This window comes from Burkholderia sp. GW821-FHT14F03, assembly GCF_058803765.1.
Genome location: NZ_JBXAPG010000022.1, coordinates 94,701 through 120,057 on the forward strand (window position 1 = coordinate 94,701; position 25,357 = coordinate 120,057).

General features: G+C 60.4%; 32 protein-coding genes. 3 read left to right on the forward strand and 29 right to left on the reverse strand.

Going from position 1 to position 25,357, the window contains the following annotated elements:
• Nucleotides 1-49: 49 nt before the first annotated feature.
• The 22 genes from AC1RQF_RS16925 to AC1RQF_RS17030 all read right to left on the reverse strand — a co-directional run bounded on the left by AC1RQF_RS16925 (nucleotide 50) and on the right by AC1RQF_RS17030 (nucleotide 16,619).
• Entirely contained in the window at nucleotides 50-541 is a 492-nt protein-coding gene (locus AC1RQF_RS16925) for a hypothetical protein (RefSeq protein WP_492872528.1), read from the reverse strand.
• Nucleotides 542-554: 13 nt separating this feature from the next.
• Nucleotides 555-899 (reverse strand): hypothetical protein, encoded by a 345-nt coding sequence (locus AC1RQF_RS16930; protein ID WP_492872529.1) that lies wholly within the window; start codon nucleotides 897-899, stop codon nucleotides 555-557.
• Between the two features lie 26 nt (nucleotides 900-925).
• Nucleotides 926-1,642 (reverse strand): hypothetical protein, encoded by a 717-nt coding sequence (locus AC1RQF_RS16935; RefSeq protein ID WP_492872530.1) that lies wholly within the window; start codon nucleotides 1,640-1,642, stop codon nucleotides 926-928.
• Entirely contained in the window at nucleotides 1,639-3,078 is a 1,440-nt protein-coding gene (locus AC1RQF_RS16940) for a packaged DNA stabilization protein (protein ID WP_492872531.1), read from the reverse strand. The genes AC1RQF_RS16935 and AC1RQF_RS16940 overlap by 4 nt, the downstream gene beginning before the upstream one ends.
• Entirely contained in the window at nucleotides 3,075-4,019 is a 945-nt protein-coding gene (locus AC1RQF_RS16945; RefSeq protein ID WP_492872532.1) for a hypothetical protein, read from the reverse strand. The genes AC1RQF_RS16940 and AC1RQF_RS16945 overlap by 4 nt, the downstream gene beginning before the upstream one ends.
• The gene (locus AC1RQF_RS16950) at nucleotides 4,019-4,210 is read right to left on the reverse strand and encodes a hypothetical protein (RefSeq protein WP_492872533.1); all 192 of its coding nucleotides are present in this window, start codon (nucleotides 4,208-4,210) and stop codon (nucleotides 4,019-4,021) included. The genes AC1RQF_RS16945 and AC1RQF_RS16950 overlap by 1 nt, the downstream gene beginning before the upstream one ends.
• Before the next feature lie 45 nt (nucleotides 4,211-4,255).
• Nucleotides 4,256-4,636 carry a hypothetical protein gene (locus AC1RQF_RS16955; RefSeq protein WP_492872534.1) on the reverse strand — a complete coding sequence of 127 codons (381 nt, stop codon included), beginning with the start codon at nucleotides 4,634-4,636 and terminating at the stop codon, nucleotides 4,256-4,258.
• Between the two features lie 50 nt (nucleotides 4,637-4,686).
• Nucleotides 4,687-6,003 (reverse strand): P22 phage major capsid protein family protein, encoded by a 1,317-nt coding sequence (locus AC1RQF_RS16960; RefSeq protein WP_492872535.1) that lies wholly within the window; start codon nucleotides 6,001-6,003, stop codon nucleotides 4,687-4,689.
• A gap of 58 nt (nucleotides 6,004-6,061) precedes the next feature.
• Entirely contained in the window at nucleotides 6,062-6,973 is a 912-nt protein-coding gene (locus AC1RQF_RS16965; protein WP_492872536.1) for a hypothetical protein, read from the reverse strand.
• Between the two features lie 78 nt (nucleotides 6,974-7,051).
• A complete protein-coding gene (locus AC1RQF_RS16970; protein ID WP_492872537.1) occupies nucleotides 7,052-9,151 on the reverse strand; it encodes a portal protein in 2,100 nt (699 codons plus the stop codon).
• A 2-nt stretch (nucleotides 9,152-9,153) separates the two neighbouring features.
• Nucleotides 9,154-10,395, reverse strand: coding sequence for a PBSX family phage terminase large subunit (locus AC1RQF_RS16975; protein WP_492872538.1), 1,242 nt, complete (start codon nucleotides 10,393-10,395; stop codon nucleotides 9,154-9,156).
• Nucleotides 10,392-10,850, reverse strand: a complete 459-nt coding sequence (locus AC1RQF_RS16980) for a terminase small subunit-like protein (protein ID WP_492872539.1) — start codon at nucleotides 10,848-10,850, stop codon at nucleotides 10,392-10,394. The genes AC1RQF_RS16975 and AC1RQF_RS16980 overlap by 4 nt, the downstream gene beginning before the upstream one ends.
• A complete protein-coding gene (locus tag AC1RQF_RS16985; RefSeq protein ID WP_492872540.1) occupies nucleotides 10,850-10,981 on the reverse strand; it encodes a hypothetical protein in 132 nt (43 codons plus the stop codon). Before AC1RQF_RS16985 ends, AC1RQF_RS16980 begins: the two co-directional genes overlap by 1 nt.
• Nucleotides 10,982-11,037: 56 nt before the next feature.
• Nucleotides 11,038-11,340, reverse strand: coding sequence for a co-chaperone GroES (locus AC1RQF_RS16990; RefSeq protein ID WP_492872541.1), 303 nt, complete (start codon nucleotides 11,338-11,340; stop codon nucleotides 11,038-11,040).
• Nucleotides 11,337-11,534, reverse strand: a complete 198-nt coding sequence (locus AC1RQF_RS16995; protein ID WP_492872542.1) for a hypothetical protein — start codon at nucleotides 11,532-11,534, stop codon at nucleotides 11,337-11,339. The genes AC1RQF_RS16990 and AC1RQF_RS16995 overlap by 4 nt, the downstream gene beginning before the upstream one ends.
• Before the next feature lie 223 nt (nucleotides 11,535-11,757).
• Entirely contained in the window at nucleotides 11,758-12,141 is a 384-nt protein-coding gene (locus AC1RQF_RS17000) for a hypothetical protein (protein ID WP_492872543.1), read from the reverse strand.
• Entirely contained in the window at nucleotides 12,138-12,512 is a 375-nt protein-coding gene (locus tag AC1RQF_RS17005) for a hypothetical protein (protein WP_492872544.1), read from the reverse strand. Before AC1RQF_RS17005 ends, AC1RQF_RS17000 begins: the two co-directional genes overlap by 4 nt.
• 14 nt (nucleotides 12,513-12,526) lie before the next feature.
• Nucleotides 12,527-13,063: a hypothetical protein gene (locus AC1RQF_RS17010; RefSeq protein ID WP_492872545.1), complete on the reverse strand. Its 537-nt coding sequence runs from the start codon at nucleotides 13,061-13,063 to the stop codon at nucleotides 12,527-12,529.
• Nucleotides 13,060-13,614 (reverse strand): hypothetical protein, encoded by a 555-nt coding sequence (locus AC1RQF_RS17015; protein ID WP_492872546.1) that lies wholly within the window; start codon nucleotides 13,612-13,614, stop codon nucleotides 13,060-13,062. Before AC1RQF_RS17015 ends, AC1RQF_RS17010 begins: the two co-directional genes overlap by 4 nt.
• Nucleotides 13,583-15,421 carry a toprim domain-containing protein gene (locus AC1RQF_RS17020; protein ID WP_492872547.1) on the reverse strand — a complete coding sequence of 613 codons (1,839 nt, stop codon included), beginning with the start codon at nucleotides 15,419-15,421 and terminating at the stop codon, nucleotides 13,583-13,585. The genes AC1RQF_RS17015 and AC1RQF_RS17020 overlap by 32 nt, the downstream gene beginning before the upstream one ends.
• The gene (locus tag AC1RQF_RS17025) at nucleotides 15,418-16,296 is read right to left on the reverse strand and encodes a helix-turn-helix domain-containing protein (RefSeq protein ID WP_492872548.1); all 879 of its coding nucleotides are present in this window, start codon (nucleotides 16,294-16,296) and stop codon (nucleotides 15,418-15,420) included. Before AC1RQF_RS17025 ends, AC1RQF_RS17020 begins: the two co-directional genes overlap by 4 nt.
• Nucleotides 16,293-16,619, reverse strand: coding sequence for a hypothetical protein (locus tag AC1RQF_RS17030; RefSeq protein ID WP_492872549.1), 327 nt, complete (start codon nucleotides 16,617-16,619; stop codon nucleotides 16,293-16,295). The genes AC1RQF_RS17025 and AC1RQF_RS17030 overlap by 4 nt, the downstream gene beginning before the upstream one ends.
• A 400-nt stretch (nucleotides 16,620-17,019) precedes the next feature.
• Here AC1RQF_RS17030 and AC1RQF_RS17035 point away from each other — a divergent pair, with 400 nt between their 5' ends.
• Nucleotides 17,020-17,604 carry a hypothetical protein gene (locus tag AC1RQF_RS17035; protein WP_492872550.1) on the forward strand — a complete coding sequence of 195 codons (585 nt, stop codon included), beginning with the start codon at nucleotides 17,020-17,022 and terminating at the stop codon, nucleotides 17,602-17,604.
• A 2-nt stretch (nucleotides 17,605-17,606) separates the two neighbouring features.
• Here the strand turns inward: AC1RQF_RS17035 and AC1RQF_RS17040 are convergent, their stop codons facing one another.
• The 5 genes from AC1RQF_RS17040 to AC1RQF_RS17060 form a co-directional block, all read right to left on the reverse strand.
• Nucleotides 17,607-17,873 carry a helix-turn-helix transcriptional regulator gene (locus AC1RQF_RS17040; protein ID WP_492872551.1) on the reverse strand — a complete coding sequence of 89 codons (267 nt, stop codon included), beginning with the start codon at nucleotides 17,871-17,873 and terminating at the stop codon, nucleotides 17,607-17,609.
• Between the two features lie 150 nt (nucleotides 17,874-18,023).
• Entirely contained in the window at nucleotides 18,024-19,082 is a 1,059-nt protein-coding gene (locus tag AC1RQF_RS17045) for a hypothetical protein (RefSeq protein ID WP_492872552.1), read from the reverse strand.
• Nucleotides 19,083-19,295: 213 nt separating this feature from the next.
• Nucleotides 19,296-19,658, reverse strand: coding sequence for a hypothetical protein (locus AC1RQF_RS17050; protein WP_492872553.1), 363 nt, complete (start codon nucleotides 19,656-19,658; stop codon nucleotides 19,296-19,298).
• Between the two features lie 132 nt (nucleotides 19,659-19,790).
• The gene (locus AC1RQF_RS17055; RefSeq protein WP_492872554.1) at nucleotides 19,791-20,072 is read right to left on the reverse strand and encodes a hypothetical protein; all 282 of its coding nucleotides are present in this window, start codon (nucleotides 20,070-20,072) and stop codon (nucleotides 19,791-19,793) included.
• Nucleotides 20,065-20,727: a hypothetical protein gene (locus AC1RQF_RS17060; RefSeq protein WP_492872555.1), complete on the reverse strand. Its 663-nt coding sequence runs from the start codon at nucleotides 20,725-20,727 to the stop codon at nucleotides 20,065-20,067. The genes AC1RQF_RS17055 and AC1RQF_RS17060 overlap by 8 nt, the downstream gene beginning before the upstream one ends.
• A 117-nt stretch (nucleotides 20,728-20,844) precedes the next feature.
• Here AC1RQF_RS17060 and AC1RQF_RS17065 point away from each other — a divergent pair, with 117 nt between their 5' ends.
• A complete protein-coding gene (locus tag AC1RQF_RS17065) occupies nucleotides 20,845-21,084 on the forward strand; it encodes a DUF4224 domain-containing protein (RefSeq protein ID WP_492872562.1) in 240 nt (79 codons plus the stop codon).
• A gap of 63 nt (nucleotides 21,085-21,147) precedes the next feature.
• On the opposite strand, the gene AC1RQF_RS17070 is transcribed toward AC1RQF_RS17065, so the two are convergent.
• Together AC1RQF_RS17070 and AC1RQF_RS17075 are read right to left on the reverse strand one after the other, a co-directional pair.
• The gene (locus AC1RQF_RS17070) at nucleotides 21,148-22,317 is read right to left on the reverse strand and encodes a hypothetical protein (protein WP_492872556.1); all 1,170 of its coding nucleotides are present in this window, start codon (nucleotides 22,315-22,317) and stop codon (nucleotides 21,148-21,150) included.
• Nucleotides 22,318-22,663: 346 nt separating this feature from the next.
• A protein-coding gene (locus tag AC1RQF_RS17075; RefSeq protein WP_492872557.1) for an IS3 family transposase occupies nucleotides 22,664-23,826 on the reverse strand; the annotation gives its coding sequence in 2 pieces (ribosomal slippage) (nucleotides 22,664-23,571 and nucleotides 23,571-23,826; 1,164 coding nt in all).
• A gap of 85 nt (nucleotides 23,827-23,911) precedes the next feature.
• On the opposite strand from AC1RQF_RS17075, the gene AC1RQF_RS17080 reads away from it, so the two are divergent.
• Nucleotides 23,912-24,787, forward strand: a complete 876-nt coding sequence (locus AC1RQF_RS17080; protein ID WP_492872558.1) for a hypothetical protein — start codon at nucleotides 23,912-23,914, stop codon at nucleotides 24,785-24,787.
• Nucleotides 24,788-25,357: the final 570 nt, after the last annotated feature.

The following is a 25,357-nucleotide window of genomic DNA, read 5'->3' on the forward strand; positions in this document are numbered from 1 at the left end:
CCGGCCGACGCTACGGCACCTCCGGCAATTGCTGCTGCAACGCACATGGCTATTCCTTCGGAAGATCTTTGAGCTTGAGTTCCATCACCACGTCATCGGCGATGTAGCCGCGTCGCTGGAGAATCTCGTATAGCTTCCCATCCCTTGTAACCGGCCATCCAACGATACTGACGCCTCGATCGTGGAGCTCGTCTTCGATATGCGACATAAAACGCCACATGGAAAGCCGATGATCTGGCTGCACATAGAACGTATCGACGTTCCCACACAATTCGGTTCTCAGGTGCAGGCTCTTGTAGAGGATGAGCAATGCGTACCCGCGCAAGACGCCGGCGGCGTCGCGCAAAGTCATTGTTACTAGCGACTGATGGTCCTGAAGGTAGAGAAACTGATCAATGTCGGGATCAATCGCGAGTCCGCGCTGCCCGTGGTAAGCACAGGTGTCTCTTTTAATCTCCGAACACTCATCCCAACTTTGCTGACCAAGCGGGATAATCTCTTCTGCGAGTTCGCGCGTGAAAGTTTCGATGGCGATATTCAAGGATCTCTCCGCTTTACGAGAAGAGGCCGCCGGCCATCGCATGGACCGTGATCGCATTGGCGACACCAGCGAGGCCCTGCAAAATATCGCCGGCCGCCATGATTGGCAGATCGATGTCGATCCAGCCGTTGGCCGGGACCGTATAGTTGGTCGGTACCAGTTGGTTCCCCGCTCCGGCCGTACCGCCGGCGGGCACCGCATTCAACTGCGCCGACACCGCAGAGCCCGTCGTATTCGTCAACCGCACACGGCCGCCGCGCAGCAACACACCAACGGGCTGCGATGGCGCCGTGTAGATTGTCGCCAGGGCGGTACCAAGTTGAACCGGTTGAAAAAATTTCTGATACGTGATTGCCATGATTTACCCGAAATTGAGAAATCGGATCATTGCGCAGCCCTGAGCGTTACGCTATCCATCGACATCCAGGTATTGCTTCCGACGAATGCGACGATATTTCCAGTGCCGTCAATCCGAAGTTCACCAAACGCATCGGCAGATGCGACGGAAATTGCTTCCGTGTTCGCCGGGCGATACCCTTTTGGGAGCGTGAAAATTGCTTGGCCAACCGTCCCGGATTTCACCAGACCTCTCAGATGAACGACGCCAAATGGATCTTTCCAATACCCAGCCGGATTGAATGCGCCGCCATAATTAACCCAGGAATTGAGCAAGGCCGGCGCATTCCATTGCTCGAGCATCGGCGCGGTTGTCGTTTTCGGCTCGACCAGCTGCGACTCGACTTCCCCGATGCGCTGCAGAACCGCGGAAAAATCAGAGGTCAGCTGAAGTGCTGTCTCGAGCATATCCAGCCGCGTCAACACGGCAGACAGATTCACTGTCGGCGGGGGCGATAGCTCATGCCAAAGCTGCTCTACCCCATATAGAGCATCCTGCGTAGCCTGCGTGGTCGACGGCACGCCCTGAGAGATATCGTCGGCTTGCTGCAGTGTATTGATGTCGATCGGTGAACCCGCGCCACCGGTCCGATTAAAAATCGCGACGAGGAACATCCACCATTCACGCGTCCATCGGCCATCAGGACCGATCGGCGGAATCGCATGATTCGGCAGATCGCCGGTGGTGAAGACGGTATCGTTCATGCGTCAACCAAACTCGCGCCCACTACGTCTCGCGGCACTGGGTCAGAAAATTTCACGTCATAGACGCGATCGCGAGCCGTGCCGAGCCGCCGCCAGATGGCGCGATTCTTCGTCTGCCCCGCGAGGCCGATCGAGCGCCAATGCTCATTGCCCCACGTCTGACCGCCATCATCCGACCAGCTCAAGACCGCCTGCGAATTGTTGCCCTGCCCCGTCTGCAATCCCACGCCGGGCGCGAATTCGATCTGCAGCTGCGAATGGAAAACGCGCTCGCGATTGCTCTTGTCCCAAATGTGCGGCGTGCGGCGCCAGGCAACGAGCGGCGCGCCGGCATCCGTGTACGCCTTGCGGGATAGCTGGAACAGCGCGCCGCTTGAACTATCGCCGACCACGGTCATGTTCTGGAAGTTCATGTGGCAATTGCTGCGGTGCCGATGGAACAGCCCGGCCACCGGGTCGTAGCTGGCGCGCTCGTGCCACATACTGGTCTGCGCATCGAACACCCACGTGTGGTCTGCCGTCGGGAACGTCAGCACGTAGAACAGGTGGCCGTCCTCGAGATAGGCATACGCGATCGCGTCATTCGTGATCGAATACCCGGCGATCGCATGATTGACGCCGATGGTGGAAAAATTCTCGATCTGATAGCCGACTGTCCGCTTTACGACGTTCTGCCCCTGCTCGTTCTTGCCGAGCCATACCAGCGAATCGCCCACGCGCGCGATGCTATGCGGAGCTGCGCAGCCATGCTGCGGCGTCACGCCTTGCAGACGCGAGAACGGGAAAAACCCGCCGCCGGCGTCGAACCATACCTCTGACGTGCGCTCTCCGACCAGCCAGAGCTCGCGCATGTTCTCGAGCATCGTCACCAGCCTATCGGTGCTGGAATCCTTCAGTGCGAAGTACGTCGGGTCCATCAGATCCGTGCCGTTCCAATACAGCGGCGACGTGTAGAACGTCTGCGAGCCCGGCTTATTGAAGATCAGCCAGCCATCGATGAAAGCGATACGTGCCGCGCCCATCCATGCCGGGTCGCCGATCTGCTTGACGGTCTGCCCCGCGATGTTCACGACATAGCCGTTCGGGCCGTCTGAGATCACCGCGATACCGCCGGCGGCATTGTCCCGAATGACGCAGGGGCCGGTCGTCGACTGTAGCGTGCCGATCTGAGTCGCGACGAACGCCGACGAAACCATGAAAACCGCGTTGCCCGAGACCACGATCGCCTGCAGACCGCCGGGCAGTACCCAGCAGCCGCGCACCGGGCCCGAGCCGCATACAACTAGTTGCACGAGCCCCGGCGCGCCGAGCAGCGCGACAGGCGTCTTTGAATCGCTGTTCTGGCTGACTTCTGGATACCAGTTGACGCACTTCTCTGCATCTTGCAGGAGCATCGGCGCCTCGTAGGCCTGCCCTACGAACGGAAACTGGCTCACTGAAAGCCCCCATGCAAGATCCAACCGGCATCGCTGCGCGCGCCGCCCGCAATCGCGCGGTCGTACGTCGCGATACTCTGCGCCTGCGTGTTCAGCGCCTTCACGGCGGTCTTCGCCTGAATGTATTGGCCGACGAGCAGCGGCGACGGCTGCTTGCCGTATTCCGGTGCCAGTTCGAGCGCAAGCGCGAGTTTCAGGAACCGCACGTAGCCCTGCGGCAGGCTCACCTGCGTGGTAAGCGTCAGGAAGTCTGTGAACAGGTTGTCGGTCCAGAGATGCAACTCACCGCCCTGCGACGGATTCGGAAAGAAATACATCGTCCCGAGCGGAAACGCGGCATCGTAATAGACGACCTTCGGCCACGGACCGGGCTGGTTCTTTAGGCCAATTGCCGACCACTGATCGACCGAGATGATCTCGATCGGGTAATCGACCTGCGAGATGCCGCTCGTCGTCAGGCGCGTAAAACCGTTGACGACGCGCAACGGCCGCTGCACCGCGAAGTCGCCGGGCGTCGTGAAAGTAATCTGCTCAAGCTGCGCGAACGTGGCCGTTGCCGCCGCAGACATCGTGATCGTGTTCGCGCCGATTGCCGATACCGTCGCGCCGGTCGGGATGCCAGCGCCCGTCAGCGCCCCGCCGAGCTGGATGTTCGACGGCATCGCGATCACGCCCGAAATCACGTTGGTGCCCTGCACGGTCGTGCCGAGCAGCGTGCCGCCAACCGGGTTGCCGATCGTGTAGATGTTCTTGCCCGACTGCAGCTGCAGGATGTTCTCGACGCGCTGGTAGCATGCGAGATGCTCGTTCGACAGGCTATCAAGCAAGTCGTTGAGCACAACGAGCGCATCCTGCGCATCTGCGTTGTCCAGCACTTCGCCCGGTGCGTACGCGTTGATGCGCTTCAGCGCACCTTGAATCACATCGAGCGCGGTAGCCATCAGATCAGATCGTCAGCAGCCGACTTCGCGACCAGCGAGGCCAGATCGGCCGTAAAGCCGGTTGCGGCCTTTTCTTCGCGCACCGAGTTCACGATGCGCGTCTGCACTTCGCCCGAGGCCAGTGCGGCCTTAAGCGCTTCTTGATCGGCAACGGGCGCCGCTGCCTTGTAGATCATCTTCGGGTATTCCATCGCGGAACCTCAGTGGAAACGGGGCGCCTCGGCGCCCCAGGTCGATTACGACGGGATGCTGGTCGGCAGGCTCGTCGACGCCTGCGCAGCAAGCGGACGCTCGACCGACAGCAGATAGGAATCTGCTGCCTGAAGCGCAATCGGCGCCGCTGTCGAGTTCACCATCTGGATCGCCAGCGTGTTGGCGCCCGAGACCCGCGCATTGCCGACGGACAGACCGGCAATGTGGTTCATCTTGTTGACCTCGACGAAGTCGTTCAGCGCGAGGCCCTGAACCGTCACGGAGATTTCAGCGGACGAAGCCGCGGGAATCGACGTGGTGAGGCCGGGAACGAGCGAGAGCACCCACTCGTTGGCGAGGTTGCCGGTGGCGGCGACGGAGGTATTGCTCGAGGTGACCGCCGGGCCCGGATTGGTGTTCGGCATTTCCTTCTCCTAGAAAGGGAAAAGCCCCGCGCGAGGCGGGGCAATCTGGGTTACGCAGCGATGCGCACGGCCATTTCGCGATACAACGACGCCCATCCGTAGAGCACGTCGAGACGCGTCGGGATGGCATCGTTGTTGATCGTGTACTGGCGCACCACGCGGATCGAAAGGCCGGTCTGCTTGTCGGCCGCGCGACCGGCGAAGTGCACGCCATCCGGCAATTCGAGATCGGCCGATGCAAGCGTGAAGGCATCGCGGTGGAAGGCCAGCGATTGCGGCGACAGCGTGTTGGCGGCGCCGAACACTGTGATCGCGGCGCTATTGGCCGGCGCCGCGATCACGTTCTGGAACTGGCCCGCGCTGATGATCGCCGGCGCGATCGTGAGTTGCAGCACACCGCTGCCGTCCGACGTGTACGAACCGCCCACCACCTGGCCGAAGCTGTTGGTGATCGGCGTGAACGTGCCGTTCGACGGCGTCCCGACCGCCGGGCGCACCACGAACTGGCGCAACGTCTGCGTGCCCCAGGCGGCGCGGTTCTGCGGGTTGACCGCATACACGCCAGCGATCGTGATGATGTCGCCCACGTTCAGGACGTTGGTCGACGCCGTCCAGCCGGTCGTGTACAGCGTGCCGTTGTCCTGCCAGCCGGACGTGATCAGCGCCGACGAGATGCCCGCGGTCGAGAACACCGGCGTGCCGCCCTGGGCACCGACCTTGTACGAGACCACGTTCTGATCCTGGTACCAGTCGAAACCGCAGGTGTCGCGGCCCATGAGGCCTTTCTTGTACTGCTCGCCGATCTGCGCCTGCGGGTTGAAGAGACCCTTCAGGACGTTCACGGTGTTGGCCATCGTGAACGGGTCGAGGCAGATGTAACGCTCGCCGTCGCGCGGCACGCCTTCCGAATCAAGCGTGGCGCCCGCGTTCAGGAACGGGAGCAGGTCCGTCGGCTTCGTGCCCGGCGTGCCGAGCGCGTTGGCGGTGTTCTGGTACGCGAACGTGGTACCGTCGAAGTCGATCTTGTTGGCGATTGCCGCAACGGCCGGCTTGATCAGGCGCCGCGAGAAATCGTCCATGGACAACAGCAGATCGGCCATCGTGAACTGCGTATCGACGTGGAACTGCGTGCTCAGCGTGACCGGCACGCTCGATTCGACGAAGTCTTCGACGTTCAGCGCCGGGCCGACGGTGCCCTTGAAGCGCGCCGGCTTGCGGACGTTGACCGTATAACCGATCTTCGCGCCGGGAATCGCAAACTTGTCGTCGTATTCCTTGTTGACCTTGTCGGTAAAGGTCAGCTCGTTTTCGAGAACCATCAGCGCTTCGTTCGTGATATCGCTGATGGTAAGCTGGTTGTTGCTCATTTCAAGCTCCAGAAATGCAAAAACCCGCCGAAGCGGGTTTTACGGATTGGTCTGGGCGTTACCGTCGGCGAGCGGCCTGCTGGGCGGCGCGGTGCGCCTTGTATTCCTGGAACGTCATCTGCGACGTCGGTTTCTCGACGGGCGTGGATGCGTCCCGCAGCGGGTCGATCGGCGGGGGCGCCTTCGAAACTTCGGGGGTTTTCTGCGCGCTTGCGGCCGCAGCAGGAGCCGGATCTTTCTTCTCGGGGGACATTATCGCCGTGGCTTGTTCAGCTAACAGACGGTCCTCGAGTTTGCCGAGCGTGCGCAGCGCTGCCGTCGGGCTCATGCCCTTCAACAGCCGCGCTTCGTCGGGATTTTTCGCGAAGTAGTACGCCAGCTGCGGGCCGACATCGCTCTCGACGATCGCAAAATACAGGTGATTCGGCATGTCGATTTCGGACTTGCCGACCACTTCGTCGAAGTCGGCCAGATCGGCCTTCGCCAGATCGAGCCGGCGCTGCCAGTCATCGATCAACTGTTCCTGCACAGCGGCCGCGCGAGCTTGCTGCGCTTCCTGCTGTCGTTCTTCCAACTTCCTGTCGGCCGTCCATTCCGCGAGCGCTTCCATGAAGTCAGAATCGCTAACGAACTGGGCGCGCTCCGGCTTCGGATCAAGGTCTTTCGGCGCGGGCTGCGCCTGCGAGGCATGCAACTGCTGCTTCAGCTCGACCAATTCGGCTTCCAGGCGCGCGGCGCGCGCGGATGCTTCTTCGGCCTCGCCGCGCGCAGCATTGCGCTCATGGCGCGTGCGCACGAGTTCCTCGACCAATGGCTTTTTCTTCGGTTGCTGCTGAGCATCCGCCGCGGCGACAGCGCCCGCGCCATCGTCGCCCGCATGATCGGGCATCTTGACTTCGGGGGCCGGGGGCGCGCCGGTCAGTTGCTGCATCAGCGTTTCGGAAGTGACAACAGTGCGAGTTTCGGACATGGATCTACTCCACGAATCCCCAAATGAAAACGCCCGCTCGGCCTTGGGGAAGCCGTGCGAGCGAGGATGAAGCTGTTCTCAATGCGTTGCGTCGTTCTTCGCCGCTGCCTCGACAGCGCGTATTTCGCGCTTGCCTTCCATGTGCGCAAGCAGAAGTGCGACGTGGCCCTTGATCTCTTCGATGTCGCGTGCCGTCGCGTCGCGACTCTCGACGTCGTGCCGCTTCGTGTCGTCCTGCATCTGCGCGCGCTGCATCTCGCCCTGCTGCCGGGTCTGTTCGACGGTCAGCTTGTACTTCAGGTCGGTCTGCAGCTGCTGCACCAGGCCGGTGGCCTGCTTGAGCTGGGTCTGCAGCTGCGCGATCATGGCCTTGGCCTCGTCCGGCACGTTATCCGGCAGTTGCTGCTCAGCTTGCGCGATCGGGTTCGCCGCCGCCATGCGGTCGGCGATCTGGTCGGCGCCCGGCCAATCGAACTGCCGCAGGATCACGTCGTCGGCGAGCATAGCGACCTTCTGGCCGAGCGGTGTGGCCAGCAACTGGAGCATGTGCTCGGCCGCTTCCTCGCGCTTCGTCTGATAGCCCGGGCCCGTATCGATCACGACGTCGTACTCGCCGATCGTCACGTCGTTGAGCACCTGCTGCACCGCCTGCGTCTGCGGATCGACCTGCTTCTGGTTGATCGTCACGCTATCGGGGACGCCGTCCTCGCCAATGATGCGTACCGTGCGCTCGACATCGTAGTAATGCGGGATGAGGTCGAGCAGGATCTTGCCGGTATGGCGGATCGAGCGGCAGAGGTTGTCGTAGAAATGAAAGTTGGAGCGATCCGACTGCTGCTGCCGGCGCTGCACCATCACCCCCGACGTCTCCTGCCCCTCGGCGCCAAGCGCCGGGTCGAACATGCCGGCCACGGCCTTCATGTCCTCGCTCGCGCCCATCGCCGCATTGACCTGCGCTTCCGGCATGCCCTGCGGTTGCTGCCGCAGAGGTGGCGGAACGGGTTGGCCATCGAGCGACTGCGGCTTGTACTGCAGGTACGCGAAACTGCGCTGGTTCGCCTGGTTCCAGACGTTTTCCTGCCCTTCAATCTGCCCTTCCGCGATAAGCCACGGTGCCTTCGGCGCGAGCGCGACGAGCTCGGCTTCGGCGGTGCGCCAGAAGTTGTACATTCGCTGCGGATCCTGGAGCATGCGCACCATGCCGTAGCGGATGACCTTGCCTTCGAGCTCGTACTCGGCGCCGTAGGCCGGCACGACCGGGATCCACTTCCCGGGCCACTCGCGCTCCTCGAGGATCTCCAGCGCGGTCAGCTTGTACCACTTCACCGAGCGGCGCACCGTGTCGCGCTCGCGCACGACAGTCAGGCCGTTGCCGGCCGCTCGGTCGAGATCGTCCTGCGTGATCTGGCTGCGGTAATGCGTCTCGCCATTCGAGAACATCAGCAGCGTGTCCCGCACGTGCTCGACCTTCCAGTATTCGGCGACGCGGATCTCGTCCTTCGTCGCCCACTGGTGCAGATCGTCGCCCGCGCCGAGCGCACGCAGGTCGACCCAGCGCGCTTTCGGCCATTTGCGCTCGAATTTCTTGCGCGTCATCAGGTCCGTGATCACGCACCAGTTCGCGTCCGACCCGTCCGGCAGCGTATGTGACGGGTCCATGTAGACCGTGAACGGGTTGCGCACGCGGTCAATGTACAGTTCCTGATCGAAGCTGTCGGACCGCGTGTAGCGCGCCGCAACGCGCCAGTAGCCCCATCCCATACGCACCTGAAAATCGGCCGCGGTGTCGTAAGCAACGTCCGCATTGCTCGCGACCTGAATGTGACGCATAAGACCTGCGATCACGTCCGCCTTCTGCTTGTCCGCGCCGTCTGCGACGGCATGCACCTGGATGCGCGGACGTTGCTCGCGCATGTTGTTGACCGTCTGGCGCACGAAGCTGTCGGTCTTGTTGACCGTCAGGCACGGTCGGTGCTCCAGCTGGCGCTGCGTCTGGATCATGCTGGGCCACTGGTCGCCGGCCGCGAATTTCAGGTCCCTCAGCGCTTCCGAGCGGTTCTGCGTTTCGGCCTCGATCGCGATCTTGAGGCACTCCTGCGCTTCCTTGATGACCGCATTCATGCCTGCACCCGAGTCGCTGCTGGTGACGCGGCGCGTACGAGTCGAAGTGCTGGCCATGATCAGCCCCCCATCCAGCTACCGGGGAACGCGGGCATCACGGGCTGTACCGGCTGGACCGCAACGACGCGCTTGACGGCGCGCCGCGCGCCCTCGCACGCATAGCGAAGCGCATCAATCACGTGGTTGTCCTTGTCCTCAAGAATGGGAAGCACCTGATCCGTGAGCGGATCGCTCTTGTAGCGGTACAGCGTGAGTTCGTCGATCAGGTGCTTGCAGCGCGGGTGCACGATAATGTCGAACGACTGCAGAAACTGGACACCTTCGGCGATGCTGCCTGCGCCTTTCACCGCCGACTGGATGCGCGGGAAACCGTGCGATCGCATGTAGCTGATCGTTTCGGGCCGTGCCGAGTCGGCTGTGATCGGCCACTTCTCGGCATCTGGCACGCCCATGAACAGCTCGGGCAGATTCACGATCTCGCAGCCGATCTGATACGCCTCGTAGTCGACGTACAGCGCATTGCCGTCGATCGAGCAGCGCACCAGCGCGCTCGGATCGACCGAGAAGCCCCAATCCGCGCCCAGGCGGAAGATCGTGCCCGCCGGCCGCTCGAATTCTTCGATGCGCCAGTTGCGGAACACACGGGCTTCGCTGCTCTGCTGGTACGCGCCGAGCCAGATATGCGAATACTTGTCCGGATCGCGCGCCCGGTCATACTCCATCTCGGCGCGCAGCACATCCGGAAACCATGGGTTGTCGGCGTAATTCGCCTGCACGACTGCCGCGTCGGGCGGCGGGTTGTCGTCGCGCAGCAGCGCATCGACCGGGTCGGTCGCGTGGCGCGGATTCCACGAGAACCAGAGCTCGCTGCCCGGCTTGCGGATCGTCGGGCGCAGCATGTCGAGCGACTTCTGCGACAGCGTCTGCGCTTCCTCGACCCACGCGATGTCGTAGCCTTCCAGCGACTTGATCGACTCGGCCGTGTGATTCGCCATCCCTTCGAAGATTATCCGGCCGCCGAGGCGACTCTTGATCACGGCGTCGAGCACGTCGAAGTAATAGCCCGCGTTCAGGCTCTCAATCTTCGATTCGAGCAGCTTCTTCACCGACTGCTGCAGCGACTTTTGCCGCTCGCGCACGCAGACGATGTCCGTCTTCTCGAGCACCGAGCGCTCGATGATCATCTCGCCGAAGAAATGCGACTTTCCGGAGCCGCGCCCGCCGTGCGCACCCTTATAGCGAGCGGGCGTGAGCAGCGGCAGGAACACCCGCGGCGTCTCGATCACCAGGTCGGCGGTCATACCAGGTCGGCAACGCTTTCAGGATCTTCGTCATCCCGCTTCTGGTCGACGATACGACGCGTGATCGTCTTGATCTCGCCCTTCACATCTATTTCGGAATCGACCTTGTCGCCGTACTTCTTGCGGTTCATGCGCGCGAGCACCCATTTGCGCGCGTCGACGCGCAGACGCGAGCGCGAGATCCACTCGCTATTCGGCTGTTCGCCGTGGTCGGTGACGGTCGTGTCGTGCGTCGTGTCATCCGCGATTTCGAGGATTTCCTCGAAGATCACATCTTCGCGCGCGCGGCATGCATCGTCGTATCTCGCTTTCAATGCAGGATCGCGCTCGCACCAACGCTCGAAAGTCCGGCGGTTCGGCGTGCCCGGTTGTCGGCACACTTCGAGCAGGCTCTTGCCTGTCGCAATCTCGTCGCAAATGCGATCGAAGATCTCGGGCGAGAACTCGATGCGCATCACTGCACCGCCGTCAGGAATCGCCGGTCGATCGAGCCGACGATACCCGTGTCGAGCAGCTCGACCTCGACGAACCCTTGCTCGTACGCATCAGTGCGCGGGTTGTAGCCGTGCTCGGAAACGATACGCACGTGCTTCCCGTCGTTCGGACTCGTCGGGCAGCAGATCACGTGCGTGGCTTCCGGTTTCACTCGATGACCCCGCACACGTCGGCTTCCTGCATGATCAAGTAGCACTTACCGTCCTCGTGGTATTCGCGGTGCTGGAACTCGCCGAACACGATGCGCTGGCTCGGCTCGACGACGAGCGGCATACGCAGGCCATCACGGCCGCGCTTGCCGGGGCCTACGGCCACGATGGTGCCGGTGCCGCCCAGGTGACGCTGGCTTTCGATGTTCTGACGCACCGCAACCACGATGCCCGCGCTCGTGACGTCGTCGCGCAGCTCGTCCGGCAGTACGACGATGCGATCGTCCGTCGGCTGGATCATCGTGCGCCCTTCTTGCTGAAGGCGCGGCGCGCGGCCGCGGCGATCTTCTTGCGTTCACCTGACGTGGCGTAGCGCTCGTACGATTCCGCCGCGCGGATGTGCGCCTTGTCCTCGAGCGGAAAATTGCGGTCCTTAGGATCCGCGAAGTCCTTCGGTGACAGGCGCTTGCGCGCCAACGTGCTGAGCTTGGCCACGAACCGGCTCCAGAAAAAGAAAAGGCCCGAGCGGAACCGGGCCAAACGTCGCTCTCATCAGCGGGCGGAGAAATGCAAAAAGCCCGCACTAGGCGGGCTTTACGTTTCGTCAGGGCGCAACTTGCCCCACGAAGTGCATTCAAACAGAAAAACAGAGGTCAGTCAACTAAGGCGTATGTCACCAGAGCGACGAACAGGATGATGGCGATCGTATGGAGCATGGTTAGCGAGAAATCTGCAGGTCGTAAAGCTGCCCGCCGTCGGTGAGGCACTCGCCCGCACCTTGCTGCGACCAGCCACTGAACGAAAACACGCAACGCAGGTTGTGGCCGTCGGCTGCCGACGCAAGCATGTTGCCATTGCCGACCGCGCTCACGCCCAATGCTGTCGTCGTGGTGCCACCCATCGTGGCGAGCGAATAAGCGCCGCCCTGCACGTAAGCGTAGCGACCGTGATACGTCTCACTGCCGATCGTGATGGCCACCGACTTGTCGATCTGATGGGCTTCGCCGTGCGCCATGGCGCCGGCTCCGCGCGGCATCAGGTCGAGTTGGTAGGTCGCGCATCCCGCCAAGCAGGCGGTCAGCAGCAAGACAAGTCGCTTCATGGGTTATCCAGTAGCCCCGCGGCGCGCAGCTTCGGCTCGATCTGCGTCTTCGCGCGATTGTAGTCCTCTTCCTGCGTCTCTGGCCAGCGGGGGTTGCGCCAGACGATGGCGCCCGCCTGCTGGTTACGCATTGCCACGTTCACGGCGACGCGCTCGCGCAGGCCGAGCTCGCCGACGAGGGGCTCGACGGCGGCGCCAATTAACGCGCGCATCGTAGCGTCGACCTCGTCGCCTAGCTCGTCGAGCGTCATCCACTGCCGGGTCGAGCGAAAACTGCGGCAGGCTGGATCGCATGACCCGTACCCGAGCTTTGGCGTGTAGTCGTTCGTCCAGGCGTACCACGTCAACAGCACTTCGTCGATGCGATCCATGCTCAGTCCCCCTCTTAAAGCGCGCGCTCGATGGCTGCGAGCTCGGCCTGAATCACCGCGGCGACCGAGTCCTCGGTGCCGTGCAGGACGGACTTGATGTTGCGCAGGCGCGTGCGGATCTCGGCCGCCATAGCGGTCAGGGAAGGGATCAGCGGCGCGTGAGCAGCGACATCGTCCGTCGGCGACGCGGGCGACGCGGCGTTCGCGTCGCTTGACGCCGGCGGCGTGGGCGTTCCCACTGCCAAAGCATCAGACGGCGTAGCCACGGCGGCGACAGAGGACGAGTCCGCCGATGCGGCGCCCGCGTCCGTGGCACCAGTTGCCGTCGGCTCTCCCAGCACGGCGCTGCCAGCCTCCTGCGTTGTTTGCGTATTCGTACCCATCGCGATCGCCGCCAGTTGCGTGGCATTCGGTTCCCATGCGGGCTCGGTGCTGCTGGGCACCGCATCCGTCGGATGGATCAGGTGATCGACCTTCTGCTCGAGGTTGTGCAGCCCTTCGACGATCTCGCCGACGATGCTCTGCGGTTGCTGGGTTTGGTTTTCAGTCATGGTTTGCTCCGATGTTTGCGACCTTGCGCGCGCTTGCGCGTAGTCGCGGTCTTGGCGTAGCCAACCACCTCGAGGAACTCGCCGCCGCCGCGCCCAGTGCAGTGCCCGTGCAGGCATTTGAAATGCCCGCGGTCGTAACCGCTCGTGCCGGCCGGGAACCAGACCGTCGAGCCGTCGTCCGGCTCGCCCGTGGTGTGCTCGTGCTGCCACGGGCAGGCGATCCGCAGCGCGCCCTCGCGGTCCTCGCCGAGCACCAGCCCCTCGCCACGCAGACAGTCGGCCACCGCATCCGGCGCCACAACGCGGGGTCCGCGCTGGCGCGGCGACAGTGCGTCGCCCTGCTGCGCCGGCTCGACCGCGAACTGCTTGGCGAGCTCGAGCCCCGACGCCTTTTGCACCTCTCCGACGCTCACGCCCGTCCACATGGAGGCGAATCGGGAACCGTAGAAGGGCGCCATCTTCGAAAAAAGCGCCTCGACCCAATGCTGCGTAAGCGCCCCAAGAGACCATTCCGGGCGCTTAAAGGTCGACGGTTCGGTCATCTGGGTCATGGCTTCGGCTCCTGCCGGTGAGATCTGCGATGGTTTCGGCGTTGCGGCTGTAGGGTAGATAGGTGTAGGGACGGCGACTCTCGCTCGGCCCGAACTGCATGCACTCTCGGTTGAAGAACAGCGCGAGCGACCTGCGTTGCGTTTCGCCGTTCCGAGCTTTCAGCAGCGTCAGAAACGCGTCCGGCTCGTCGACACTCTCGTCGTCCTGGTCCTTTTGCGCCGACCAGACAGAAAACACGTTGTCTGCGGCGTCAGTGATCTTCCCGCTGCCGCCGACGTCCATCTTTCCCGGGATGCGCTTTTCGTCCTGGCCTTTGCGGGGATGGGCGACGAGATGAACATGAACGTTGTACTGACGAGCGAAGTTGGCAAGTATCCGCATCGCTTCCTTCTGAGCCGTCATGGCGCCCGGACCGTCTTCGGGGACGTCGGTCATCATCAGGCTGTCGATCACGAAATGGCGGATCCCATAGCGCTTGAAGCCGTAGGTGAAGACGGTCACCAAGCGTTCGATCGCAGCAACGCCGACGAGATCGAAGACCCACATCCGATCGTGCAACCATGTACCCATATGGTCGAGGTATTCCGGGGTAGGACGGTCGAGACCGCCCAGTTGCTTGGCGATACGCTTGCCCTGCATCTCCGGTTTCATCTCGCCCGAAAAAACACACGCGCGTTCCCCTTGGCACATCAGACCGAGCAGCACTTGGCCGAGCAGCAATGACTTCCCATGTCCGTTGATACCCGTCCAGACCGTGACCTCGCCCGGGCGGAATTCGAACCAGAGTTCATTGCGGCCACAGAACGACAGATACGGCCAGTTCGCGTCCTCGTGTGCCGGATAGAACATCGATTTGACATTCGACCAGAAGCGCTCGATCGACTTGAGCTCATCCGGGTCGAAGCCCGCTGCCTGATCGCAACAACGACGGAAATCCGCGGCCGTAGCACCCGACAACAGGTATTCATTGGCATCCTTTGATTCATCGAAGAACACGACTCGGCAACGTTCGATACCGAGTCGGTTTGCGACCTCCTGCGCGCCTTTCCGGCCGGCCTCGTCGTTGTCGTAGCAGAGCAAGATCTCACTGAAACGTTCGAGCCGTTCCCAGTCGCTATCGATCCACTGGTGATTACCAGCGCCGGCGTTCACCGACAGAGCTGGGATTCCGATCTGGTGCAGCGTCATGGCGTCGATCTCGCCCTCTGCGATAGTAACGACACGCGCCGCCGGGTCGATCAGGTTCCAGCCGAACAGGCACGGCTCGGCGCCGGCCTCTTGCCGCATGTCCTTCTTGTCTGCGATGTTCCGGTACTTGGCATTGATCAGTTCACCACCGCGGAGATACGGGAAGACGATGTGCGTCTTCGAGCCGTGCGTCTGTTCGGCGATCTGGAATGCCTTGACGGTTTCATTCGTGATTCCCCGGCTACCGAACCACTCGTCCAACAGGCTTGTCGGGCGAGTAGCCTTCGGCCGCACCGGACGCTGATATGCCGGTGCCTGCCGCTTCGGCATGTCGTCCCTGATGCCGAGGAACTGCTTCGCCTCGCGCATGGCGTCGGCCACCGACAACGATCGGCAGGCGCGCCAAAGGTCCAGAAGATCTCCTGCCTCTCCGCTGGCGAAGTCCTTCCAAACGCCCCGCTTCGCGCCGGCCAGGCACACCGACAGGCTCTGCCCCTTCTCGCCAGCCGTGCTGCCGGTTTTCCATTCCTTGCCCGCCTTTCGGCCATTCGGCAAGAGGTGCTCGGCGATGGCCTGCGAGTTTTCCGCCATCCGTTCGACGAGTTCTCGGGCGTTCATGCTCGCAGCTCCCGACGAACGCCATCCGCCCAAAGGTACGACGATCGCTCGCTACAGCCCGCATTGGTCGCCTGCCACTGGTACGCGAATCCCGCAGCCTTCCACCACGGCATCTCCCGGCCCGGGCCATCGAAAAGATCGCTCCTCGAGGCGCTCGGCTTGGCGTATTCCTCGAAATGCCGATCGCTGCCGAAGAACGTCGACGCCTGCTTGACGTACGGCGTGCCGATGTTGCCTGCAACTTTCATCGCCACCGCGTAGGCGGCCACTGCCGCAACCAGCACCTCGGGATCGATGCCTTCGCGGATTCGAGCGCTCCACGCCCGCTGCGCAGCCTGCTTCGAATTCGAGCCTTCACGCTTCGGATACTGCCCCCACGCTTCCTCGAATTTCGGATCGTTGCCCGATTGCAAATCTTTGCCTGCACGCACATCGGCGTCAGCCGAAAGGGTTTTAGGTTTACTTCCTGGTTTAACTTCCTGTTTTGTGGTGCTGTCAGCACCTACCCCTCCCTGCTGTGAGCACCTACCCCAGGTGCTGTCAGCACCTACCGTAGATGCTGACAGCACATACCCGTCGGTGCTCTCAGCACCTACTACCCCCACGGATGCCCCCACCCTCAGGACGTACTGGTTCGGGAGATTTACGCCGTTCTGGAGCTGCCTCTGGATCTCGATCAAACCTCGTCTTTCCAACTCGGCGATCGCCCGCCGCACGGAATCACGGCTCATGCCGCATTCTTTGGCCAGCCGTTCATGCGAGGGATCGCAGCGCCCGGTGTGCGAGTTGGTACAGTTCGCCAGCATCAGCAAAACGAGCTTCTGCAGTGCCGGCAGATCCTGCTCGACAGCCCATGTCATCGCTTGGAAGCTCATCGCATGGACTCCTGGATCGCCAGTTCCATGACGAGTCTTTGATCGGCGCTACGTGCACGGATCTCGCCGTACATCGCGTGCTTGCACACGCGCCGCCATAGCGGCGTAGCGACTGGCGACTCCAGTAAGACGCCGAGCTGGGAGATGCGAGCCTCACGCTCGCAGTCGTGTCGGCGCTGCCCTGTCACCTCGATGTGCTCGACCTGGTTGATCGACCAACTGACGAAATTCGGAACGCTGAATCGTCTCAGGCAGCGCGGCGCCGAATACGACTGACACGGCGGGTCCGCAACGATCACATCACTTTCAATGGCGGCTTTCATGCTTACCATCCTTGCCAAAAATCCACTAAGGATTACTAAATGGCTATAAAAAATCCCCGCGCCTCTGGGGAGTGCCGATGGTCAGTCGGATCGGTTTGCCGGAGAGGTTCGGCTCGCCTCACTCCCCACAAACGCGGGGCGCCTCTCTTGCTCGTCGATGACCAATCGACGTGCTTAAGCTATACCGGTTTCCCGTATATTTCTCGCGGCGAAGGGCCGTTCAAATGGGAAACGACCACTTTCTCAGCCTGCAGATCCGGGAGAACCGCGCTAGACGTGGGTTTGCCGACCAGCACGTCGCCAGCAATATCGTTGACGAACTCACCGAAAACCACTCCTAATGGTTCTGGCATGCCGCCTCCCCATCGTTCGGGCGGGAATCCGCACCGGCAGTAGAATCGTGATCACCACAATCGACGCGACCACCATCCGGGGGATTCCCATGGACTTTTCGGATATCAGTAGCGCTGTCACATCCTTGAACGCCGCTGTTGCACTCGGTAGAGCCGCACTCGGACTTCGAGATTTCAACCAGTCGGCAGCGAAGCTCAGCGAGTTGAACGAGGCGCTGATCAAGGCCCAACAAGGACTGCTCGCGCACAACACCGCCCTCCTGACGTTCCAGGAGGAGTATCTCAAGACCACAAAGGAATTGGCCGAAGCCAAAGAAGCTCTCGCGGAGAAGGGCTCCTACGTGCTGTTCGAACTCGTTCCGGGCAGCTTCGCTTATCGCGCAGATGCCCGGCCAGTTGGCACCGCACCCGGTAATCCATCCGCGGCGGAGCCTGAGCACTACATCTGTCAGCCCTGCTTCGACGGCCCCGAGCGGCGCAAGGCCGTCCTGCGCCTCCACCCGACGACCCAGTACACCATCGGATGGTGGCACTGCCCCGTCTGCAACACCGATATCAAGCTTCCCGGCCAGGCCCAGCCCATCAATGCACGACGAGGTGGTGGCGGGCCCAACAGTTGGATGGGGTCCTGACTTCACGCCGCCTCCTGCTCTTCCTGAGCCGGCACGACGTAACCAAGCGGATCCGCCAGCCAGCGATGCACCTCGGCGTTGCTGTATACCGAGTGCGTCCGACTCATCCGGATCGGCTGGGGAGCCTTGCCGGCGAGACCCAGCTTTCGCCAGCTCTCGCGGCACATCGGGATAAAGGGCGCGATCTGGGCCCATTTGGAGAGGCCGACCCACGGAAGGGTCGGCTCGATCGGACGGCCGGAGTCGGCCTGCACCGCTGTCTTTTTCACGTTCGCTCACCTGGACTGACGACAACCTCAATCTAGGCAGCGGGAAATTTCCGTGCAACAGATCCTGGTCGTCGGTGGTTCAACTTGGTGAGCTAATGATGGCCGTCGCGGACTAGTCTCGGTAGGCCGTTAGCCAGCCGAAGTCGCTCGTTAGCTTGCCGACGTACCCCGTTTGCTCGCAGACGGGGTAGGCGTCCATCCGCCATCCTTCAAGTATGAAGTTATGGTTTTCTCAGCCTGAGACTCGCTCATCGTGATGCCCAGCGTCTTGGCAAACCCGAGGACTTCCTTACTTATCGAAAGCGCAGCGTTCCTTAAACTTGGGTACGGACGCTGGCTAGCCAGGTCAACTGCGAATTTCCTAATCGGGACCCATTGAGCGTCTTGTGCAGCTTTGCCTTCCCGTGCACTTCTACTCTTCAGTTCGGCAGCCACTCGCAGACTGAGATCGGCAATGCGCCTTGAGAGTTCATCCCCGTCCTCAACCAGTCTTTGCAACTCTTCAGCCGGAAGCACGTCGAGTCGATCAAGCGACGACTCTAGATGACTCAGCTTTCGCGCGTAGATTGACGCAGCTTGCAAAAACATCTCTCGATACTTTTCGGAAATGATTTCGCTCGCGTGGCCGCTCACTTTGCTCGCTCCTACGCGTAGGTTCTCCGTGCATCGTTTGGCGGCATCAGAAAATGCATCGAACGCGACCCTCACTTCCGAATCTTCTCGGATCAACCACGCTAAAACGTTGGGCACCAAATCCCATCGTTTTTGCGTCGTAATTGCCGCAAACTTCCTCTCGTCTATGACGTGAGCAGGCAACCCTTTCTTTTCTACTATGAGAACGAAAGCAGCAAATGCGTCCGCACGAAGGACTAGGGAATCCCGAAGCTCAATCCGTTGCTGCCGTGCCCGCTCCTTTTCGAACTTTTTCCTCGCCTCTATTTTTTCGGCTTCAGCGAGTGTCACTTGCGCAGGGTCCAAGTCGTAAAACACAGGAGCTTTTTTTTGTGGATCGGGTCTACCAGCAGGACTATCAATCGAATCAAATCTTATCGGCCTCATTGCATTCACCTGCGCCGGGTCATTCGTATCCACTTTCTGCTTTCTGGTTCCGCGGCCGGCAGAACGCCGGATCTTGGCATCCTCAGTCAGTTGCCGAGCATGGTCCCGCCTAGCCGCAAGGACTGCGTCGGTGGCCTCGTCTAGAGTCATGCCTCGCTCTTTGGCAAGCTTTTTCGCCTCATCCTTAAGAGAAGGCTGCTGATAATGTTTTCGTTCTGCCCGAATCCGGTACGTATGCTCTCTCCGGCTCGGCTTATTCGATTCATTCGCCATTGCGTCCTCACGCACCCCATATTGGGAACCGCGCCAACAGGGTAAGGGAGCCCTGCTTTCGCTCCGTCGAGCTAGGATAAGACTAGACATTCAATCATCGTCGTCGAACTGGCTCGGCGTCTGGTCCCATCCGGTATTCGGAGCCATCGCGAGAAGTTCCAAGACGTTTTCGGTGTACTGTGACGGTATCGATCTGGCCGACAAATCGGGCGCGGCTCTGACGAAACCTATGTGCCTCGATACCGCTATCCGCTTCCAGAGTTGCTCCGGCGCAATCCCGTACCGAGCGTCGATTTGATAGCCAACGAGCATCGCATTTTTCCCCGATACCCGGCATACAGCGCGAGCCTCAAGAGTTCGCGAGTTGCCCCATTCATCGACAAACACCACTATGCAGCCGGCGTTGACGTCTTCGATAAGTTGAAGGTTTACTGCTTGCCCTTCTCCTGACATCCTCTTCTCCTACGGCACAGGATTCGAAAAATATACTCCGAGAACGATGTTCTCTCTGGGCCAGCGAGACAGTATCGGGCCCTCGGTTCAACCAGCACTCCGATTTCGTGCGGCATGTTGCGACGCACTAAATCACTGCTCCGGCTGCCAGTAATCTGTATCCTTCAGTTCCTTGATCGGATCCCAACGGTCGAGGCATGGACAAACTCCCTCGACCAGATTCATGTGTATCCAGAGTGCCAAGGTGTCATCAAATCCTGCACGCCGCACGTCATCCATACTAGAACGAGTAGCGTAAATCTTTTGTCCGGTCATGAATGGACCGACATTTTTCAATGTCTCCAATTCGTGAAGCATCGCCACCAACGTCGCGGCACCGGCCCGATATCCCGGAGACAAGGTACGCTTAGCCATGATGCACCTCCACAGATTGCGCACGGCCATAGGCGTGATCTGCCAAGCTATCGATCTCCGAAACCATCAGCGACGAGAGCGCAGATACCGCATCGAGCAATCCGCCGGCCAGCACCGGCTTTAGCGGCTGCTCATCACAGTCTTCGGCTACGCTGCTCGCCGTAAGGATTTGGGAAATCGCGCGGATACCGGACAGACCGCGGTAGATCGTGTTCAGGGTACGGCCAGCGTAATCCGTGTCGAGCCCGTGTGGCCCAATACGATCGAAGACGCGGTTGAGATCAGCTGCAGCTTTCAGATGGTGAGACATGATGGCTCCTGTGTTGAGAGAGCCCGCATCCCATTTCCAGGTGGGGTGGGCGGGCACATGGCGGGGCTGGAAAACCGGAACACAGGAACCGGCAGGCGCAAGCGCCTCCCCACCATGGCCCACCCATAAAAGATGAGTGCGCAACGATACTACGGACGAAAAAATACCGCCTAGGGCGGCGGTCTCATCCGCCTGTGTCTCTCGGGTTTCCAGGCCCGGCGCTTGTTGTTTCAAGCGCAATTCGAGATTATGTCCCACGCGCTTCGACGTCAAGCGGAATTTTGTAAACTGTCCGCCACTTTGGGCGTTTATGGTCAACAGGCGACTCACTGCCTGATTGGTCACAATATCCCGCCGCAGGTCAAGGTGATAACTTTACGGACTGTGGTTGCGCCGGCTCTTCACGAACAGAATACATGACAGGATTTCGACAGAGAGGCTAGATTGGAAACGAAAAGTGATTTGTTCCTCACGGCCGAGGAAGTCGGTGAACTCACGGGGATTCTCATTGGCAAGCGTGGGAAGTCGCGTGAGGAACTGCAGGTCGCGTGGTTACGTACATCAGGCATCCCCTTCTGGGTAAACGCACGCGGCCGACCGATCATTGCACGCGCGAGAATCACCGGGGAGAAGACCGAGCCACCTACCAGACCGAAGTCCGTACCTCAGGCGCTGATGAAGCCCGATGCGCTGAAACCGTAGAGAGGGGCATATGAAAACCGTCTTCTTGCTGATGGTCCAGTGCGATACGCCCATTCTGGGCCATCACGCGATTGAACCCAATCGTGCTCGTAATGGGTCATGTTTATCACACACACCACGCGCCCACGATAGCCAACTATGTAAGGGCGATCCGATAGACAAGTCGACTCCCTGATCTTGAGCTGCACGTTCGACGCAATCTAGGTAGTGTCGACGTCGTTCAATCACGCTCCAGCGATCAGCTTCAGAAAAGAGCCCATCGACACAATCAGCATCGCGCTTTGCTTCCTCGGCTTGTCGTAGACGTTCACGCACCTCCGCTTCGATCTTGATTCGGTGCGCCTCGCGCTCGATCGCGCTTAGCTTACGTTGCTCCTCCCTGCCGTCAGCCCCCAAGACCAGAACGCGTAGCTTCGCGATCAGGTCGTTTAGTTGCTCTTCAATTGGCTTGCCTGGCGCATCGGTGATACTAATTCCGTCCGGTATGCCATGCTCATATTGAACGCGCCGCAAAGATAGCCGTAACCGGCCCAGCGCGACCCAGGACTGGCCGTCGGCCGTAGCCTCTTGTCGCTCGAGTTCAGTCAGCCGGATGCGCATCACGACGTCTTTACATTCTATTTCCACACCCTTCTCTGTGGGCCGCGCAACGAACCCATGTGCCCGTACCGCACACATAAATACATCCGCGATATATACGGCGCGCCGGCGCATTGGTGGTGTAACGATGATGCGTAGATACTCGTGCTCGGGATCGACGCATCCTGAGTGAGTCATAAACACATGCATCCAACCCGCTGAAGTTGCCGGACGCCATCCTGGTCGCTTGCGCATCTCGAGATGTTTCACCGCAGTGTCTAGATACTTCGCAACAGCCTTCACCAGTGGATCTTTAAGCGGGCCATCTGCGTTCGGGACAACTCGATTCTCGGGAGCCGACTCTTCTTGTCGAATGCGCCGAGCATCCGCTTGGATCGCTAGGCGCTTCGCATCCGCTGTGTACGCGTATGTGCTGGGCCCTTTAAATGCAGGGAGTGCAGTTCGCTCGGGCTTCACTTTGCCCATTCGCAGAGATGGCCAGTATCCCTGGGATGGAGTTGGCACCGCGAGTTCTCGACATATTTTCCGAAGGGCGCCGTCCGGCAGATCGTAACGTTTAGCCACGATGGCAATCGGGTCGGTCCATACCTCATCGTAGAGTGCCTTGCGCTCGAATGTGATCGCGTCTGCCATTACGTGCCCCAAGAGATCAGAGCAGTTAGCCTACGCATACGCGTCGCGGAGGTAAACCGTCAAGGTCAGGCTGCACCAATCAAAAGTTCGCTAGTTCCTCCTTCGTCAGGCCACTCACTTTGATTTCACTCTTTCCAAAAATCGTTGTTCTCTGGGAAGCCGTGTTCGATCAAAGCCATCGCGAACCGTTGGCCATAATCGAGGGCCTGCTCCAGAGACAATCCAGTTCCGCCGACATGTCGAATCTCGCTCCGAAACTGCCCTCGTACTGGCGTACCGTCTATGCGCCGGATCGTTGTGGTGATGTGGTATCCGCGAATGCGAGCGGGATTTCCGACTGTAGTGGTCAACTAATCCCGGACACTGCATTAAGTTTTTCTTCCGCAACCGCCGGCGCCAGTCCGTCATTGAACTGATGCGGCCGTATCCAGTTGTACCGGTGCATCAGGTAGTGGCTGATGTCCCGCTGTGCCTCCTGCGCCGACATGTAGCCCACTGACGGTAGCCATTCGGTCTTGAAGCTGCGGAACAACCTCTCCATCGGGGAGTTGTCCCAACAATTTCCTCGACGGCTCATGCTCTGCTGTATCCGATAGCGCCAGAGGCGCTGACGGAATTTCCGGCTTGCATATTGACCGCCTTGATCCGAGTGAAACAGCAAGCCTTGCGGTCGACCACGTTGCTCGTAGGCCATCTCCAACGCCTGCACGACCAGATCGGCATCAGGGCGTGTCGAGAACGCCCAGCCAACAGCCCGACGCGTGAACAGGTCGAGTACTACAGCCAGATAATGCCAACGGCCCTGCGCCCAGACATACGTGATGTCACCACACCACACCTGATTCGGCGTACCAACCTCGAATTCGCGATTGAGATGGTTCGGGATATCGATCCGCTCGACCGTGGCCTGCTTGTAGGCATGGCGGCCCGGCTGCTTGCAGATCAACCCGAGTTCTTCCATCAAGCGGCTGACCTTGAAGCGGCCAATCGCCGTACCTTCCTCGCGCATCATGCCCATGATGCTGCGACTGCCAGCAGAGCTTCGACTCTCGATGAACAGTTCGTGTACCCGGCTACGCAGTGCCATTCGCTCGGCATCAACGCGTCGGGTTCGCCCTCGATGGGCATACAGGCAGGACCGCGACACGTCGAATACCGCGCAGATCAGCTCGACCGATTCGCTTGCGCCAATCTGATCAATTACTTCGTACGTTCGATGCCTTCCGACATCAAGAGCGCGGTAGCCTTTTTTAAAATGGCCTTCTCACGCTCAAGGCGTTCGATACGCGCCTCGAGTTCCTGAATACGCTGTTGATCCGGCGTGATTGCCTTGCCCTGCGGCGTGACGCCCTGGCGTTCCATCTGAAGTTGCTGCACCCAGCGGCGCAGCACCGTCTCGCCGACGCCGACCGAGCGGCTTGCTTCTATATAGCTATAGCCCTGGTCGAGCACCAGACACGCGGCTTGCTGTTTGAACTCCGGGGAAAACGTACGTCGTTGCTTGCTCATCAGACACCTCTTCATGGCGACCATTCTCGCCTAAATCAGTGTCCGGATTCATTAGACCACTACACCGCCCTTCTCGGCTAGGGTCGTGCCTGTCATCTGGGAATTGAACCGTGCGAGCGGGGAACGGCTGGTAGCAATCCTAGCGATTCGCTACGACGCTCCCGATCCCCGCGCGATCTCCACACATGTCGCGTTCGAACCGAATCAGCTTCGAGCCATGATCGGCCATAAGCGCGCGACGTCCGCGTTGGGAATTCTCGAGCATGTATCGATGTTCATGCGCACCCAATTAGACGAAGGTATTGATATCGAAGACCTGCAGACTCCGTTCGATGGGTTTTTCGTAGGTAAGCCGACTCGGGTCCGTGGTTATTCGGAAAGGCAGGTAGTCGACGCAGCTATCCGAACCTTGTCAGCATTCGGCACACGCGGCTCGTTCAACGATGCAGCCGAAAGCGGTCGTCGAAACTCAACTGCTACAAGCCATTTTCTACGATCGTTGCGCTCTGCGTTCGTGCGCCACGACAACGATCTTAAAGCAAGGTTTAACCGACGTATTCGGTGGCCCGATGCCCCTGAGATGACGATTGACTATGCACACGAACATCATCTCGTTCAAGTTACGAGCCTCCCACAATCACCCTCTCATCTGCTGACACTTCAAAAGGAAGCAGAAAGCAAGATACTGGAACTCGACGTTGCAGCATCGCTGCTACGGCAAGATAGCGCAAACGCTTCGCCTTACCTGCTGGTGAATGCCGCGCCGATTTCGCGACCGATCAACGATGAGTCTCAAAAGATCGCCGTGGAGTTACTGGATCGTTTGACGTTTATAGGTTCACAGAAAGCGATGTCGGTGATCACGGTGACCTCCCCAGACGAAGGCGCTGCTCTGCTCGATAATTTGCCGCAGCACTCCTTGGCACCGCACCGAGTTCGGCGCATTGCAATGCCCGCTTAGGGAACTTACTCGCTACGTGGAACCGCACCTGTAGAATTCACGACTACGATTTCTTAGGGGTGTTTTTGGGGGTACAAATTTCGAAAATTACCCCACAAAGCCCCACTGTCATTGACACATGAGTTCTGTCGGGGGACCAGCCACACCCCCATCTCGCCTTATAAATCAAGACTCTCATCTGAATTTGGCATAATTCTGGCGTAACACCGAATCTCTGCTTTCACTCAAGCTACTTGGGCGCCGCAAGCATCTCCTCAGTTGGAGCATTGCGCGCGCGGCCTCGAAAGCCAGTTAGACTCGTTGTGGTATCGACCGGAAGATGCCCCATGAACCAGTTAACAGATCGACGATTGGCTCGACTTCGTCTCGGAGAATGCCCCCAACCGTCCGAGCAGGGATGAGGCGGTTCGACACTGCCAAGCGTGGCCGTTCGCATGGACCGATGAGGCCAAGGCCTTCGCGCAAGCTAACGGATGCAAGGCCTCGAACATGGGGGACCTGTCCGGGATTTTGTGGGCGGGGCATATCATGAGAGGTAAAAGTCATGGATATGCCGATGCCGAAAAAACG